This window comes from Marinobacter sp. E2, from assembly GCF_055755345.1.
This window is the reverse complement of sequence record NZ_CM146911.1, coordinates 2,147,824-2,162,790: the sequence shown is the minus strand read 5'-3', so window position 1 is coordinate 2,162,790 and position 14,967 is coordinate 2,147,824. Positions and strand designations below refer to the sequence as shown.

The window sequence follows — 14,967 nt, the reverse complement described above, 5'->3', positions numbered from 1 at the left end:
AAGGGGTAGTTTTCGCACTAGACATCTATCAATATGCTTTCACCCCATAGCGCCCTCGCGTTTCGGGGAGACGAAGCAGGAGATCGGATTGTCATGACCCGCCATAGCTTGGAAGACTGGTGTCGGAGGATGTCTGAAAGGATGTGGGCTCGTCAGTATTTCATTACTCAAGGGTGTTTAGACCGCTATTGCCTGAGGCCTTCTGCTACGCCTGAATCAAAGGTAGTTCTGTATCGGGCCCCGCCAGGCTATGGAAAATCTGTACAAGTGGCCTTGGCAGCAAACACTCGCGAACTGGAACGTGAGAGCGCCGTTTATATCAATACCCGGTCGTGCCCTGACTCATGTGACGTTAATGGCAGTTTGTTTGCAGCGTTAGTTTTATATCAACTCGAAGGAGTTGAATCCTGGCGCATGATAAAAAGTGACATCGACACCATCGAAGTTCTTCGAAACGCACTGTGTAATGCAAAAAAGACGATAAGAATTTGCCTTGATGGGGTTGGCGAGGCTAAACATACCGCGGATTTGATTGAGGATTTAATCTGTGAAACACCGAGCAATGTGAAATTTTTCATTGCACCGAGTCGCGTCGGGGCGTTGCCACGTTTGTCTATGATGGCGGGTGTTGTAACGTATGGTGCTGATGAACTTGTATTTACAGAAGAGGAGGTTAGTGAATTATCTGGTATGGGTGGCCCCGAAGCCAGCAACATCATAAAAGCGACCGGTGGATGGCCAGCACTTGTCAGGCTTATGTGCCGAACCCCAAACCCAAATCTCCCCGCAGCGACTTGGCCGGAAACTCGCTCGTATTTCAGGGACAACCTCTTAACTGCGTTACCCAATAGTACGAGGACCTTTCTTTGCAATGCAGCGATGCTCGAAGTAATCAGCGCTGAATGCTATGGCTATGTCTATAAGACAGAAGAGGCCGACCGGGAAATTACGTTTCTTAACGAACATTATGCTCTTTTAGCTCCCACCGGGACTTCTGCTGATCGTATGGATATGCACCCTGTGCTGCGAGAGTATTTGCGTAGTTTATTTAACACCACCCAACGAGAACGTCGCTCGTATGTACTGAAACGGGTCGCGTTCTGGCATTGGCGTAGGGGAGAGTACCTCCATTCAATCAATGCAGCTCTGGAAGCCAGTGACCATCGATGGGCTCGCGTCGTAAGTGACAGCATTATCCTGGACGTGGCACTCAGACAGGGTGAAATCGAAGTACTTCGCACCTGGTTTGGAAAAGTACCGGCTCGCACGATAAAAAAAATTGCCGCCTTGAGCATAGGTTACGCGTGGATTTTGTATTTCAGCCAACAAGCTCGTCAAGCAGACGAAATACTGGCTAGTTCGCTTCATCCGAGCTCCAGGGGGGCGAGCAATCTTGATGAGGAAGGATGGCGGGAATTGGTTAATGCGATAGGCAAAGCTACACAGGATGAATTACTGGAGAGTCAGGTTCTCTGTCAAAAATGGATAGACGCCTTTGGCGACCGTAACATGGTTGGCAAAGGCGCAGCACTTACTTGCCAGGCATTCATTGCCTCCAGTGGACGCCATTTTGAAGAGTTGGAGCGATTGTCCCATCGAGCGGCTGTGGCCATCCAGTCATCCAATCAACATTACGCTTTTATCTGGCTTAAAACTGCAGAAATTCAGGCTGAACTGTTCAAGGGTGACATCGCCCGAGCAATGAGTGTGTTGATCCAGGCGAATAAAACAGCAGAAAAGATTCAGGTGCCAAAAACTTTTTTAAATAAAATGTTTGGCACCCTTGAGTTACAAATCCTGCACGAACAGAACCATCACCTGGTTACCCAGGAATCTGCACAGGCTTCGTTCGATTTCGCTTTGAACTATGGCGTTACAGATATTCTGTGGGGGTGTACACAGGCCTACAGCCGTTTTCTGTACCACCAAGGGTTCCGAGATAGAGCCATGGCCTTGTTGGAACAATCCCGCTTAGCCTCCTGCGAGCGAGAGCTCTCTCGTCTAAATATCCTGACTAAAGTTCAGTTAGCTGAGTTTACTCTCCTGAACAACGAGGAATTGGGTCCACCCATACTCCCCGATGAATGTGAGCTGACGTTCCTGCCAAATCAAAACCAGGCCATTCAAGCACGTATGGCCCTGGTAACCTCAATGTATAGACTACGGCTTGGGAAACAGTTTGGTGTCGCCGAAAAATATGCCAAACAAGCACTACAAAGCGCCAGCGCAATTTCAGACGCTAGAACCAGGATCGCCGCCCACTATTGTCAGGCCCTGGCAGCGTTTGCCCTCGGCTCATCAAAATCGGCGAAGCGCATGATTCTTGATGCAAACCTACTTTCGGAACATTTGAACTGTCACTTCACACGGCTCTGGATCAAAGAAGCGCTACTTTCTCTTAGCCCCCTTGCTCAGGATCTTTTTAACGATCTGCCAGACGACTCTGAAGCTAAAGCTACGAAGGATCCCGATGTCAGAATAGAAGACTCCAGCGTGCCACCTGTGCCCGGCAATGCCCACTCAACTATCACGATAAAGCAGATTTCTCTGTTGAAATGCGTAAGCAACGGAATGACCAACAGAGAGATCGCTGAACGGCTTCTCGTGACGGAGGATACCGTCAAATGGCATATGAAGAAGATTTTCAGCGAACTTAAAGTAACCAACCGGGTTCAGGCAGTCACTGAAGCTCGACTGCGCGGACTTTTATAGTGCTACAAAAACAAAAGAGGAATCGAGCGAATATGCAAAAAATAGTTATCATTGGCGCTGGAATAGCCAGCCTGACTGCCGCAGAGGCTCTCCGCCAGAATGGATTCGACGGAACGATTACCATTTTGGGCGAGGAAAACACGCTGCCTTACCAGCGTCCCCCGTTGTCCAAAGCCTATTTGACCTCAGATGAGTTGCCCTCGCCAACTCCGATCCGTTCTCCTAATTTCTTTCGGGACAACAAAGTTGAATTTGAACAAGGCGGTAAAGTAATAGCGCTTGAACGATCGGCAAAGCAAGTAGTGATTCAAGGCGGCAGGAAAATTAAATACGACACGCTGATTTTGGCAACAGGAGCGAGGCCACGTCCTATTGATTTACCTGGTGAGAGCGCAAAAAATGTTTTCTATCTCAGGAATCTTGACCACTCCGCCGCATTACGTAATGCCCTGTTAGCCCCGGAATGCGAGAAGGTGGCCATTCTCGGCGCGGGTGTTATCGGGCTTGAAGTCGCCTCCGCTGCCAATCTACAGGGAAAACAAGTCTCTGTGTTTGAGGCCAACAGCCGAGCGATGTGTCGAGTAGCGTCACCATTAACAAGTAATTTTGTCAGAAACCGCATGGCCTCCGCCGGCGTAATGTTCTACTTCAATGCTAGCGTCAACCAGATTCTCACTGAGGGAGACCGAGTTTCCGGTATCCGTTTGTCCGACGGCACTACGAAACCCGCAGACGTCGTTGTTATCGGTATAGGAGCCATCCCCAATGCTGAACTTGCGCAAGACGCAAACCTGGATTGCGACGGTGGTATTATAGTAGACAGCGGCATGCGTAGCTCTGACCCTGACATATTTGCGATCGGAGATTGCGCTAAAGCCGTCAACGTTTCCACCAATACACCCATCCGAATAGAAACTATTCACAATGCCATGCTTCAAGCACAAATTGCGGCGGCTCATATTTGTGGTAAACCGTCTCCGCCTGCCTCTCCTCCTCGTTTTTGGTCAGATCTCAACGGCATGAAAGTCCAGTGTATTGGAATCGCCACTGGATACGACCGAATTCAGCGGCGTCCCACAGAGAGTGACAATGCCTGTGAATTCTGGCTCTTTTCCGGAGACCGGATGATCGCAGCTGAAACGGTCAATCTTCCCACCCGGCAAGCCAAGCTATCTAAAGCTCTCTCCGGGTAAGTGTAAGCGAGATGGGATGCAACTCATTCTCATCTCTGAGATTTCTATGTGTCGAGCCTCGTGACTGAGCATATCCAGCTGCAGGGGGATTCTGGCCCTCCCACAAGCTCTGCTGTAGAGCAGGAGATACAGAATCGCCCAGCCCAGCTGTGATGGCCACAGTGACCAGTCATTCACCCGGGGCTTACCTAACGACCAGGAAAGTGGAGCAATTGCCAAAGCGATTATTCAGATGGGACATAGCCTAGGACTCGATGTACTGGCCGAGGGAATTGAGACCAAAGAGCAAGAAAACCATCTCCGAATCCTTGGCTGTGATGCGGGACAAGGCTATCTATATGCTAAGCCGCTCTCAGTCAAAAGGTGCGAGGAGTACCTACAAGTTACTGACTGGGTTTAATTGGCCCGATGGTGGTCATCGAATCAATTTGGGATCACCGAACGCTTAGTGTGCGCCGGCGTTATCGCACCATCTGAACGTTCGCTTTGCGACCAGGGGCACCTAAACAATGGCGAACATTCATCATCCCCCTTTGTAAACGCGTCTGCCCTGGCATCAGTAACCTCCCTAGGGTATGAGTTCCAGTTCCTTGCGAATTTCCTCGGCAGTCGGCCGCAACTGAGCAAGCCCTTTCCTCGACCGTCGCTGCCCCAGATAATAAAGGATTGGCGACGCGATAAAGACCGAGGAGCTGGTGCCAATTACAATTCCGAACAGCATGGGCAAGGCAAAACTCGCAACGGCGGCTCCACCCGCAATGCCCATGGGTAGCAGCGCCAGAAAGGTCGTTACCGAGGTAAACACAGTGCGGGTAAGCGTCGATGAAATACTATCGTTCAGCAGTTCCAGCATGGGGCGGTCCGGCGTCTTGCGGATGTTTTCCCGGATGCGGTCAAACACTACCACCTTATCGTTGACCGAATATCCCATAAGCGCGAGCAGTGCCGCAACTGCCGTCAGGTTGAACTCCACGCCGGCGAGGGCGAAGAAACCGATGGTTTTGGTGAGATCCAGCGCAATGGTCAGTGTGGCGGCCCAGGCGAAATGGGACTCGAATCGGAACCATAGGTACGCCAACATACCAACACCGGCCAACAGAATAGCCAGAATGGTGGCATCACTAAAGCCACCGCTGACTTTAGGCCCTACCATATCCACTTTCGGGAATTCCGCCGTTGGCTCGACAGAGGTAACAGCGGTTTTGAGCAATGCCACTTGCTCCGCGGTCGCCCCCGGTACTCCTTGCTCTGCTGGCAGGCGAATAAGGAAGCGCCCATCCGCGCCTGCTTCCTGAATGGCGGCGTCCTCTAGGTCTTTCGCCTGAAGCGTGGTTCTCAACTTATCAACAGTGACTCCCTGGGCCTGTACCTCCACTACCGTACCGCCGGTAAAATCGACGCCGTATTTCAGTCCCGGCTGCACAAACAGAGCGATTGCCGCAATGGAGAACACCGCCGATACCATGAGACCGATCACGCGACCGCGCATGAAGTTCACGCCCCGCTCACTCAGGCGGTCAAGCAGGGCTATGCCAGAAATCACTAACGGTTCCCGTGCACGGCCCCGGATGCGCCACTCCATGATCAGGCGGGTGACCGCTATTGCCGTAAACAACGACGTTACCAGGCCTATGCCGATTGTGACGGCAAAGCCCCGGACCGGCCCGCTGCCAAACAGGAACAACAGGCTGACCGCGATCAGTGTCGTGAAGTTGGAATCCAGAATCGTTCTGTAGGCCTTGCCGAACCCCTCTCGGAGGGCCATCCAGGCAGGCTTGCCCTGGCGGGATTCTTCACGGATACGCTCGTTAATCAGAATATTGGCATCCACCGCCATGCCAATGGTGAGGATAATTCCAGCAATACCTGGCAGAGTCAGGGTAGCCCCCAGCAAGCTCAATATCCCGAACACCAGCCCAATATTCACCGTCAACCCGACACAGGCAATTAGTCCCCAACGTCCATAAAGCCCGATCATGAAGGCAATCACCATGGCTGCGCCCAGCAAACCGGTGGTCAGCCCCATGGCGATGGCGTCACTGCCCAAGTCAGGGCCCACGGTACGTTCCTCGACCACATACAGGGGCACGGGCAAGGCACCAGCTCGCAGTAGCAGAGCCAGGTTACTGGCTTCTGTTGTGGTAAATCCACCGCTGATCTCTCCACTAGCGCCAATGGCGCTGCGGATTACCGGCGCTGTAATCACTTCACCATCCAGTACAATGGCTAGGGGCCGGCCAATGTTGTTCCGGGTCATATCCCCAAACAGCCGGGCACCCTTGTCATCCAGTTTGAAATTGACCACCGGCTCGTTGGTATCCGGATTGAAAGCCATGCGTGCGTCACGGATGTGCTCGCCTGCTATGGCAACCCGTTCTTCCAGTTTGTAGTCTCTGTCTTCGTAGGCACCCGGCAGAATAATGGTTGCGATATCTTCCTCCGCCGTTGCCCGGGCTGCCCAGTGAAACGTCATTTTCGCGGTGGTACCGAGCAATTCACGAATCTCGCTCGGGTCGGCGACGCCCGGCATTTGTACCAGAATGCCGTCACTACCCTGGCGAGTGATGCTGGGCTCCACCAGTCCGGTTTCATCCAGTCGCCGTCTGACTACCTCCAGGCTTCGCTCCACCGCATCTCGGGAAATACCTGCACGCCAGGACTCGGTCAGCGTCAGCACCAGCCGTCCGCCGTTGATATCAACGTCGAACCGACGCGTGCCATCCGGAGTATCCGTTGCCAGTTTTCGAGCAAGGCTGGCTGCTTCAGACACCCGTTCGGGCTGGCGCACCGGTAGCTCGATGCCTCTATCAGTCATCTGGATGCGCCCGTATCGAATGTCCGCTTCACGCAGGGAGTTGGTCAACTCGCCGGCCATCGCTTCGTGCTCGCTGGCAAACAGTTCCTGGATATCCGCTTCCAGAAGCAGGTGTGAGCCACCTTGAAGGTCAAGCCCCAGGGAGACCGTATTCTGCTGGTACCAATCCGGGAGCTTCCCGGACATTGTAGGGGAAAGAAGGTTCGGCAACGCACTCAACAACCCGAGCACAATCACCAGGCCGTAAACGACGGCCCGTGTATGCAACGATTTCATGGGTAATCCTCGAAGAAAACTTCACTAACCGGTATGACTGCCCAGATGCACAGCCATGATAAAGCGGAGGACTACGCCAGAGGGGGTGCGCGAAGAAGCGGGATTAAAAAACGAGGAGATGCAGGGGGATGTCCCGCTCCTGCGGTGATGATGCAGTTACTGCGGCAAAGACCGACGCCTAGCACCATCGGACTGGCAGGCCACCAGTCGGAAAGGTCCGGATCACCACCCACTGCGGCATCGTTCTCAGAATTGCCACCTAGTACCCTGATGGACTCGTTATGACTCGCAACAACCAGATGATCCACGGTTCCGATAAAACCATGGTTGGCCTTAGTAGCTGAGGCTTGCTGGTGGGTAATTGAGGAGATAAAGACAAGCAGCAATGCCAGTAGTGAAAGCACTACAAGAGGCACTTGGAACCGTCCGCGAGGGAGAGGGTGATTGTCGTTGGTCATGCTGCTATCTCAAAATGTCGAATGAATCTTGAAACGCGGACTAACCGAAGTCAACGAGTTTATGTGGCCGGTTGAAGAAGTTGCCTGGCAGGGTTGGAGGATGGAGTAGCGTCAGCGTCAAGCCACCATACCTTGTCGGAAATAGTCGGCTTCCAGTTGTGGGGCAATAGCTCGACGATGGCAGTGTTCTTCTGCGTCGGCAGTCGAGTCAGCACACCCTTCAGGTAGGCATAGGGATCATGCCCGTTCAGCTTTGCTGGCTGGATCAGTGTCATAACAGCAGCAGCACGCTGACTACTAGAAAGAAAGCCAAAAAGTGAATCTGCTCCAATATGATTGAATGTCCGCTTTGCGACCGCCGGTCTTCTCTATCTCCTTAAATGTAGGCCGAGGGCTCGCACCTTTTAATAACTCAATATTCCCATTGCTCAGTCGGGGCCGACTTTCCCTTGCCGACGACCCGGTTAAAGTGGATTGAACGATTTTTCAGCAAGATCGTACTCTAAGAGGTAGATGGTCACCGGGGCTGGCTTATCCTGCTGTGGATAAAACTGATTTACACGCTCAGCTCCAATGAAAGTCCACCGTGACGCGATTCAACTTGTTTTAGGCATGCCGTCGATCCGTAGTCACCTGTTCGGCCATCAGTCGGGCCAGAGGAGAAAAAGATAACCGAAATACAGCGCCAGCAGCACAGCACCCTCTACCCGGTGCAGCATGCGCCCTGTATACAGAAGCGGGATCAGCAAAACCGTAAAGAGAATCATCACTCCGTAATCCAGAGTCGAAATCCCGGGTGCTTCTATAGGCGAAACAATCGACGCCACCCCCAGTATTCCAAGGACGTTGAATATATTGGAGCCAACGATATTGCCTATTGCGATGTCAGGCTGCTTTCGGAAAGCTGCAACCAGCGAGGTTGCCAATTCCGGCATGCTGGTCCCCGCCGCGACAATCGTCAGACCGATCACCGCTTCACTGATTCCGAAACTGACCGCCAATGCCACAGAATTCTCAACCAGTAGGCGGGAGCCAGCCACAAGAATCGCCAGCCCAACCAGGATCAGAGCAATATCGACACACCAATGACGTGATGTATTGACTGCCAGAATGTTTTCCTCATCCGCACTGGCGGGGGGAGGTTCTCTGCGGGCCAAAATGACGCTCATCCATGTGTAGGCGACAATTCCTGAAAACAGAAGCACGCCCTCAAGGCGGCTGAGAGTTTGGTTCAGTAGTAGCAAAACCAACAGGAGGGCGACTCCCAGGGCGACAGGAGCGTCTATCTTGATAACCTGGCGGTGAACCGGAATAGGGCACACCAATGCTGTTATTCCAAGAATCACAGCAATATTGAAAATATTTGAGCCCACCACATTGCCCACCGAGATATCTCCCTGGTTGGAAAGCGCAGCTTCCACGCTTACCACCAGTTCCGGTGAGCTGGTTCCAAATGCAACGATGGTCAAGCCCACCATCAGGCGATTGAGACCCGCCCGCAGTGCCAGTGATGAACTGCCCCTGACAAGGCCCTCTGCCCCAACGAAAAGGAGGACAAGTGCGAACGCGATATACACAAGGTTGGCTAGCAATTTGATCGACCACTTATATTACTGGGGGCTTAATCACGGCTCGTTCTGTGTCCAATCGTCGGTTACCTTACACAAAAGCTGTTGCCGTGTCTGTTCAGCCCGCTCGTATACCGGGCGCCGGAATAACGACGAAAACAGCACTGTAGTTGGCAACGGCAAAACTGATACTTTCAGGTTAGATCATGGGTTCTACCCCATTACTGCGGACATGCCAAAAAAGAGGCTGAATTTCTCCAAAGGTGAGTGCTGGTCTATCCGCCTGAATGTTCGCTTTGCGACCAGGTTGGCCAGCAGAGAACAATCTTCTGAACCATACTTAAAGGCCCTTACCCTCCAAAGAGGGCCATGTCATGACATTTCCTACCAGCAAAGCTCCCTGGAACAAAGGGAAGCTCGTCGGCCAGAAGCTACCGCTCAAACTCGAACAAATATGGGCTATCCGTATCCGGTTAGAGATAGCGAAGAATATCCGCGAGCTGGCGATGTTCAACATGGCAATTGACTGCAAACTCCGATCCTGCGATCTGGTAAAGCTTTTGGTTCGAGATATTTCCAGAAACGGTGAGGTTCTGGACCGGGCGCAAGTCATCCAGCAGAAGACCAGTCAGCCTGTTCAGTTTGAGATAACCAAAAAGACGCGCGAATCGGTCGAAGCATGGATCGAGTTGCGCGGACTTTCGGGTATGGATTATTTGTGGCCGAGCCGGATGCGAAAGTTCGACCATATCACTACTCACCAATACGCCCGTCTTGTCAAAAAGTGGATTACCAGCATTGGACTTGACCCTTCAGTCTACGCAACCCATTCAATGAGACGCAGCAAAGCGACATTGATCTACAAGAAGACCAAGAATCTTCGAGCCGTCCAGTTGCTGTTGGGACACACGAATATGTCGAGCACCGTGCGGTACCTTGGTGTTGAGGTCGAGGATGCTCTGGAGATAGCTGAGAGTATTGAGATCTAGGTGCGTAACTTGTGTCCTTGGTCCCTTTGGATGCCGCAGACGCTGCCAGCCCCGGTCGATGCTCACCCTCGGGTTTCGATCAGGCTCCTCCCGTCGCTAAACAAAAGCGAACATTCGCCCCACCTCACTTTTTTAGCCGCTTTTCGACCCAATTTGAATGTTGGTGAACCACTTCAGCTGTTCGGCAACCGATCAAATGGACATAACCTGCACCCAATGATTGAAAAGCTGGCCGGATTTTTTTCCAACTAAGGATGGACCTAATTCGGGGTAGGGCCATTGCTGTACGAGCCGTGTGGCTGAGCTTGGCTGATCCGGGATAGAACGAACAACCAGCGACAGAAAATCGCTGGTTGTTCTTAACCGAATTACCAAAAGTAACCAATTCACTACCCTCCCAAACAGTTTTATGTAGCTGACTCGGTCACACTTTGCTGAACCGTAACATGACATGAATAGACTTCAGCAAAGGGACTTCCTGATGAGTAGATTTAAGGGTTTCGGCAGTAAGATTTCATCCCAAGCCCAAAGTTGGGCGGAAGCAACCGGGGAATGGGTCGAACGTGCTGCTGATAGCATTGGGGAATTGACAGATTCCAGGCTTCATGAAACCGGTGAACATTACTGCTCATGGTGCTTTGAGCCTCACACATGCACCCCCGTAGACAGCTCAAATTTCTCAAGAAACGTTTACACCTGTGATGGGTGTGGCAATCAGATCGTGAAATGCAGAGCTTGTGATAATTACGCAAAATTGCAAGCCAAGGCCGAAGTAGTCGAAGACATCGCGATGCAGGATGGGGAAGTTTCCAGCCCTGAAAAAGTGTCAACGTGGGGCTGGGATAATCATTTCTGTTCCGTACACTCCGGCACGATTGCAAACTTTGAACATCTTAACGATAGCCTCGACGGAATCAGTGACTACGGTCGAATCTTCGAGCGCAGTGGCCGTAATTTCAGAAAGATTGGTACCGCTACTGCCTGCACCGTGGGAACAGCCGCTGTAATTGGGCCGATGGCGTTTTTGGCCGCACCTGCAATGGGAGCCGCTATAGGTTCCACTTTTTATGGTTTGAGCGGCGCAGCCGCAACCAGCAAGGGTCTGGCACTGTTAGGTGGTGGAGCCATTGCCAGCGGAGGCTTCGGAATGGCAGGGGGCGTGAGCGTTATAACTGCTACTGGAGTAGCGCTTGGCGCGCGAGACGGCGGCATCATCAGCAATGGATATTTTGGTGACGTTGAAGGTTTTCATATAGAGCAGCTCACTGAGGGAGAAGGTCCGACTATTGTCTGCATTAACGGTTTCCTGAATGAAGGCAACGAACATGCAAGCGCTGAGTGGCTCAAGTGTGTCATCCGGGAGTATCGCGACAATCCAATCGTACACGTATCTTGGGAATCTAAGCGTCTGCGGCAAATCGCAGAATTTGCGGGATCATCTAGCGCTAAACAAACCGCGTGGCACACAGCCTGGGTGGTAGGAAAACGAGGAATCAAAACGGCTGCCAAGAAAGCTGCTCCGTTTGGCTGGAGTATGACTGCATTAGGACTCGCGTCTAATCCGTGGACCATTGCGTGCGTAAAGGCTGCTGAAACCGGTGCCCTGCTTGCTGACCTGATCGCGCGCACAGATCGTGAGTATATTCTTTTAGGACACTCCTTGGGGGCTCGCGTAGCCTACTTTTGCATGGAAGCACTTGCTACCAAATCAGATAGGTTTATCCGAGAAGCCCATCTTTTTGGCGGAGCAATTGACTGCGGAGATCGTTCAGAGGAGAACAAATCGAGCAAAGTAGACTGGGATAACGCAACAGCCGCAGTTACTGATGGCATTTGGAATTACCACTCTGACAACGATGGTGTCCTGAAATATTTATACCCGAAGGGCGACCATTTCCAAGGCTACCCTATTGGTCGCAACCCTATTAACCATCCAAGGGTTAAAAATATCGATGTAACAGATACTGTGGCAGGCCATTCACATTACATTCCAAATTTTGGAACCATTCTGAAAGGGGGAAGCGGCTCCAGAAGTTGACGCATGCCCGCGCCACTAGCACTTTGGTGAATTAAATATATACGCTAACTTACTGGAACTTTGAATCTGTGGTTGATTTTTCTGGGGAAGTAGAAAGGTATTTTGAACGGGCGGAAGGCGAGCAATTTCCTCGGTTGCAAGCATGGGAGATCATTTATGACTATGTCAACGATCCTCGATTCCGAACTTGGGCAGACTTGGCGTCTGAGCAAAACGTGGAGAAAACCGCCCTGCATCTCGGATTTTTCCTATCTAATTGGGGAATGTTCAGGGGTTCCTCTGGCTTGATGAGATCCAATCTTCGTTTCTTCCGGAAATTGGTTGAAGTTCTTTTTACTCAGATCCCGCCTGATCTTTGGAACCTGCACCTGGAGGAATTCACTGAAGATGCCCACGAGCAGGTGAAACTTCTCGATCGCTCCTTGGAAAAGCTGCGCGGGCACTTGGAAAAAATCACAACGCCCACCGACACCTTGGTAACCAAGATTCTAATGGGGGTCTGGGGGGAGTGTCCTGCCAGAGATCTTTACTTTGAGGCTGGCTTTCGGAGTGTATATCCAAACATGCGCGTCCCTCGGTTCTCTGGCGAGTACATGGTTGGTTTGAACCAATTACGTTTAGAAGAGAGCTGGAGTCTACCTGTAAAGAGAACTTCTGGTGGTAACAATTATCCCTCAGCAAAACTTATCGATATGACATTCTTTGAGATAGGTTTTAGAGCCAAAAGCGGAAATAAATCATAAGGAGAGGTGTTTTGTTTGGTGTAATTGGGGAAATTTTCAAACGCAACCTCATTGGTGTAATCCAAATTGCCGCTATACCTCTAATCGGCGTTTTCCTGTTCGGGCAATATATCTATGACTCCTCGTATGAACTCCTTTTTAGCAACGAGGACCATTCCCTTGAGGCAGCTCAAGATTTTCCAATGAGTGTTCCCCGGGAGTTAATCATCGGGAGCGACCGAAAATACCTCATCAGATATTCCTTAAGTCCGGTCAATGCGATCAACACATTCTCACAATACGTCGGTTTTATTGAGATCTTTGATCTTCACTCTGGGCGATCTGTATTAAGCAAAGCAATCAGAAAAGAAAGCCTGATAGAACATGCGAACGGGCGAGATAGTTTTCAGGATGAGGTCATGGACCAACTAATGTCCCTATCGAACAATGAGGACAACCGGTTCGCGAACGCGATTATCCCGAATAAGGGAGAATCAACAATCGTTATTTCTGGTAAAAATTGGATCAGGAAAGGCGGTGCTTACTACACAGAGCTGAACCTCGAAAACGATACAGCGCTCGACTGGTCTGGACTGGCTGACTCGTATGTTCATGCAAAAAATCGTGGGACGGAACTCCCCAATTTTATCCAATTTAGGGTGAACAGTTCAGACGATTCAGCTGAAGTCCATTATTCCTCAAAGGAAGGAAAGGGAAAGTTCACAATGACCTGGGTGTCGAGCTATTTTCCTTCAGGCGCTTATCCTGAAACCTTCGAGACGTTCCAGGATTATCTAATTATTAACTCACGGAAGGAAGGTTCAATTAACTGGATCTACGTATTTGATCGGAAGAGCGGCGATCTTGTACGCGAACTGTGCTGCACCGAAGGTTGGACTAGCAGGGTCATCTCAAGTGAGGCTGGACCAAATTATATCGCGTCAGGAGGGGATGGAGACCACAGCATAAAGCTCTGGAACCTCTCTACCCTTCAGAAATAAGCGGAGTCACTCCGCCCAAGAAAAGGTCCGCTTTGCGACCGTAGCTTCAGTTCTGTACCTTCGCCGATATCCATTGGCACGCCGCATTCAGTTTTGGTGTGACGTGCTACGCTGAGGAGTGACCCTGACCCATAGTCCGGCAACCTGCGGCAATCTCCAGTGGATTCTGTTAGTGAAAATCAGTAGTTCGCTTCACCTTTCCTAGAATGAGCGTCGACGGGCCTTTTCGGCCAGAAAAGGGAGTCCAAGTGGCTGATTTGTTCAAGAAGATTATCCACCGGATACGCTTTGACGTCTCGTGTGTGTACCGTGCTGAGGATTTTGGCGACCTTGCCGATCAGGATGATATCGAGCGCGCCTTGGTTCAGCTCGTCGAGTTGAATGTTCTCTGGCCAATTGGCGAAGGCTTCTTGGCCAGAGTCAGAACCAACAGACTTACGAATCAGCTGATGCTAGATGCGCCCGGCGGATTCGAGCAGGTCGCCCACGAGGCACTTGATAGGCTCGGTATTGAGTGGTTTCCAGGTACAGCTTCCGCAGCCTATCAGCAAGGTTCCAATCAGATACCGGCAAACACGTCCGTCAGAGTCGTTGGCGAGTTCCAGCCAAAGATTACATTCAAGAACTATAGAATCATCTACGAATAGGCCAGAGCTGGGACCGGCAGCTGATTCATGGCTGATAGCTTGGCAAGTGGACTCGAAGTGGACTCCAAGTGGACTAATCGAATTAGAGCCCCGGTAGGGCTGTGACCAAGAGCTTTCGAAAGTCCACTTGGAGTCCACTTGGAGTCTACTTGAGCCGATGACTGCCGTTCATTCCCCACAGCCAATGCTCGGCTAAACGCAAATATATTGCGTTTACTCCGCTGGACATCAACAAAGAGATCTTCAACAATGGATCGGTATTGAGGCTCTGCCTCTGACGCGCCTAGCTGGGGCTCGATGAAATAAAACAGCACAGCGATCCGATCTATTAATCGGATCCAGAAGTCCCTTTCCTAATGAGCTCCTGAAGCTCACCCCTAAAAACGCCGGCTTGGCGACATTAACAGCAAACATATCTCGATTTTTCCGTTCTGGTTTTATGACCTTAGAAAATTGAGATGCATTAAGTTTGGTAAGAGCTCACCGCCTGGAATCAGGCACAGAGAGCTGTTTCCAACTCAGCAAGCAACGAAACCCCGAACGAAACC

Annotated in this window: 10 protein-coding genes and 1 pseudogene; 8 read left to right on the top strand and 3 right to left on the bottom strand. The window is 51.2% G+C overall.

Features of this window, described 5'->3' with window-relative positions:
- The first annotated feature begins 93 nt into the window (after positions 1-93).
- From AC0J1C_RS09835 to AC0J1C_RS09825, 3 genes are all read left to right on the top strand, one after another.
- Positions 94-2,712 carry a helix-turn-helix transcriptional regulator gene (locus AC0J1C_RS09835; protein ID WP_058091247.1) on the top strand — a complete coding sequence of 873 codons (2,619 nt, stop codon included), beginning with the start codon at positions 94-96 and terminating at the stop codon, positions 2,710-2,712.
- Positions 2,713-2,744: 32 nt separating this feature from the next.
- Positions 2,745-3,905: an NAD(P)/FAD-dependent oxidoreductase gene (locus tag AC0J1C_RS09830; RefSeq protein ID WP_041654924.1), complete on the top strand. Its 1,161-nt coding sequence runs from the start codon at positions 2,745-2,747 to the stop codon at positions 3,903-3,905.
- 133 nt (positions 3,906-4,038) lie between these two features.
- Positions 4,039-4,305, top strand: coding sequence for an EAL domain-containing protein (locus tag AC0J1C_RS09825; protein ID WP_081496573.1), 267 nt, complete (start codon positions 4,039-4,041; stop codon positions 4,303-4,305).
- 168 nt (positions 4,306-4,473) lie between these two features.
- Here the strand turns inward: AC0J1C_RS09825 and secD are convergent, their stop codons facing one another.
- The 3 genes and pseudogenes from secD to AC0J1C_RS09810 form a co-directional block, all read right to left on the bottom strand.
- On the bottom strand, positions 4,474-6,996 hold the full coding sequence (gene secD, locus AC0J1C_RS09820) for a protein translocase subunit SecD (RefSeq protein ID WP_058091248.1): 2,523 nt from the start codon (positions 6,994-6,996) through the stop codon (positions 4,474-4,476).
- Between the two features lie 604 nt (positions 6,997-7,600).
- Positions 7,601-7,765: pseudogene (locus AC0J1C_RS09815) on the bottom strand (transposase domain-containing protein); the annotation flags it as partial.
- A gap of 333 nt (positions 7,766-8,098) precedes the next feature.
- The gene (locus tag AC0J1C_RS09810) at positions 8,099-9,031 is read right to left on the bottom strand and encodes a calcium/sodium antiporter (RefSeq protein WP_197463860.1); all 933 of its coding nucleotides are present in this window, start codon (positions 9,029-9,031) and stop codon (positions 8,099-8,101) included.
- 365 nt (positions 9,032-9,396) lie between these two features.
- Here AC0J1C_RS09810 and AC0J1C_RS09805 point away from each other — a divergent pair, with 365 nt between their 5' ends.
- From AC0J1C_RS09805 to AC0J1C_RS09785, 5 genes are all read left to right on the top strand, one after another.
- Positions 9,397-10,011 (top strand): tyrosine-type recombinase/integrase, encoded by a 615-nt coding sequence (locus AC0J1C_RS09805; protein WP_075195161.1) that lies wholly within the window; start codon positions 9,397-9,399, stop codon positions 10,009-10,011.
- Positions 10,012-10,492: 481 nt separating this feature from the next.
- On the top strand, positions 10,493-12,049 hold the full coding sequence (locus tag AC0J1C_RS09800; protein WP_473043711.1) for a DUF726 domain-containing protein: 1,557 nt from the start codon (positions 10,493-10,495) through the stop codon (positions 12,047-12,049).
- Between the two features lie 68 nt (positions 12,050-12,117).
- Positions 12,118-12,792 carry a hypothetical protein gene (locus AC0J1C_RS09795; RefSeq protein ID WP_473043710.1) on the top strand — a complete coding sequence of 225 codons (675 nt, stop codon included), beginning with the start codon at positions 12,118-12,120 and terminating at the stop codon, positions 12,790-12,792.
- 11 nt (positions 12,793-12,803) lie between these two features.
- Positions 12,804-13,772: a hypothetical protein gene (locus AC0J1C_RS09790; RefSeq protein WP_473043709.1), complete on the top strand. Its 969-nt coding sequence runs from the start codon at positions 12,804-12,806 to the stop codon at positions 13,770-13,772.
- 248 nt (positions 13,773-14,020) lie between these two features.
- Positions 14,021-14,419 carry a hypothetical protein gene (locus tag AC0J1C_RS09785; RefSeq protein ID WP_473043707.1) on the top strand — a complete coding sequence of 133 codons (399 nt, stop codon included), beginning with the start codon at positions 14,021-14,023 and terminating at the stop codon, positions 14,417-14,419.
- Positions 14,420-14,967 lie beyond the last annotated feature (548 nt).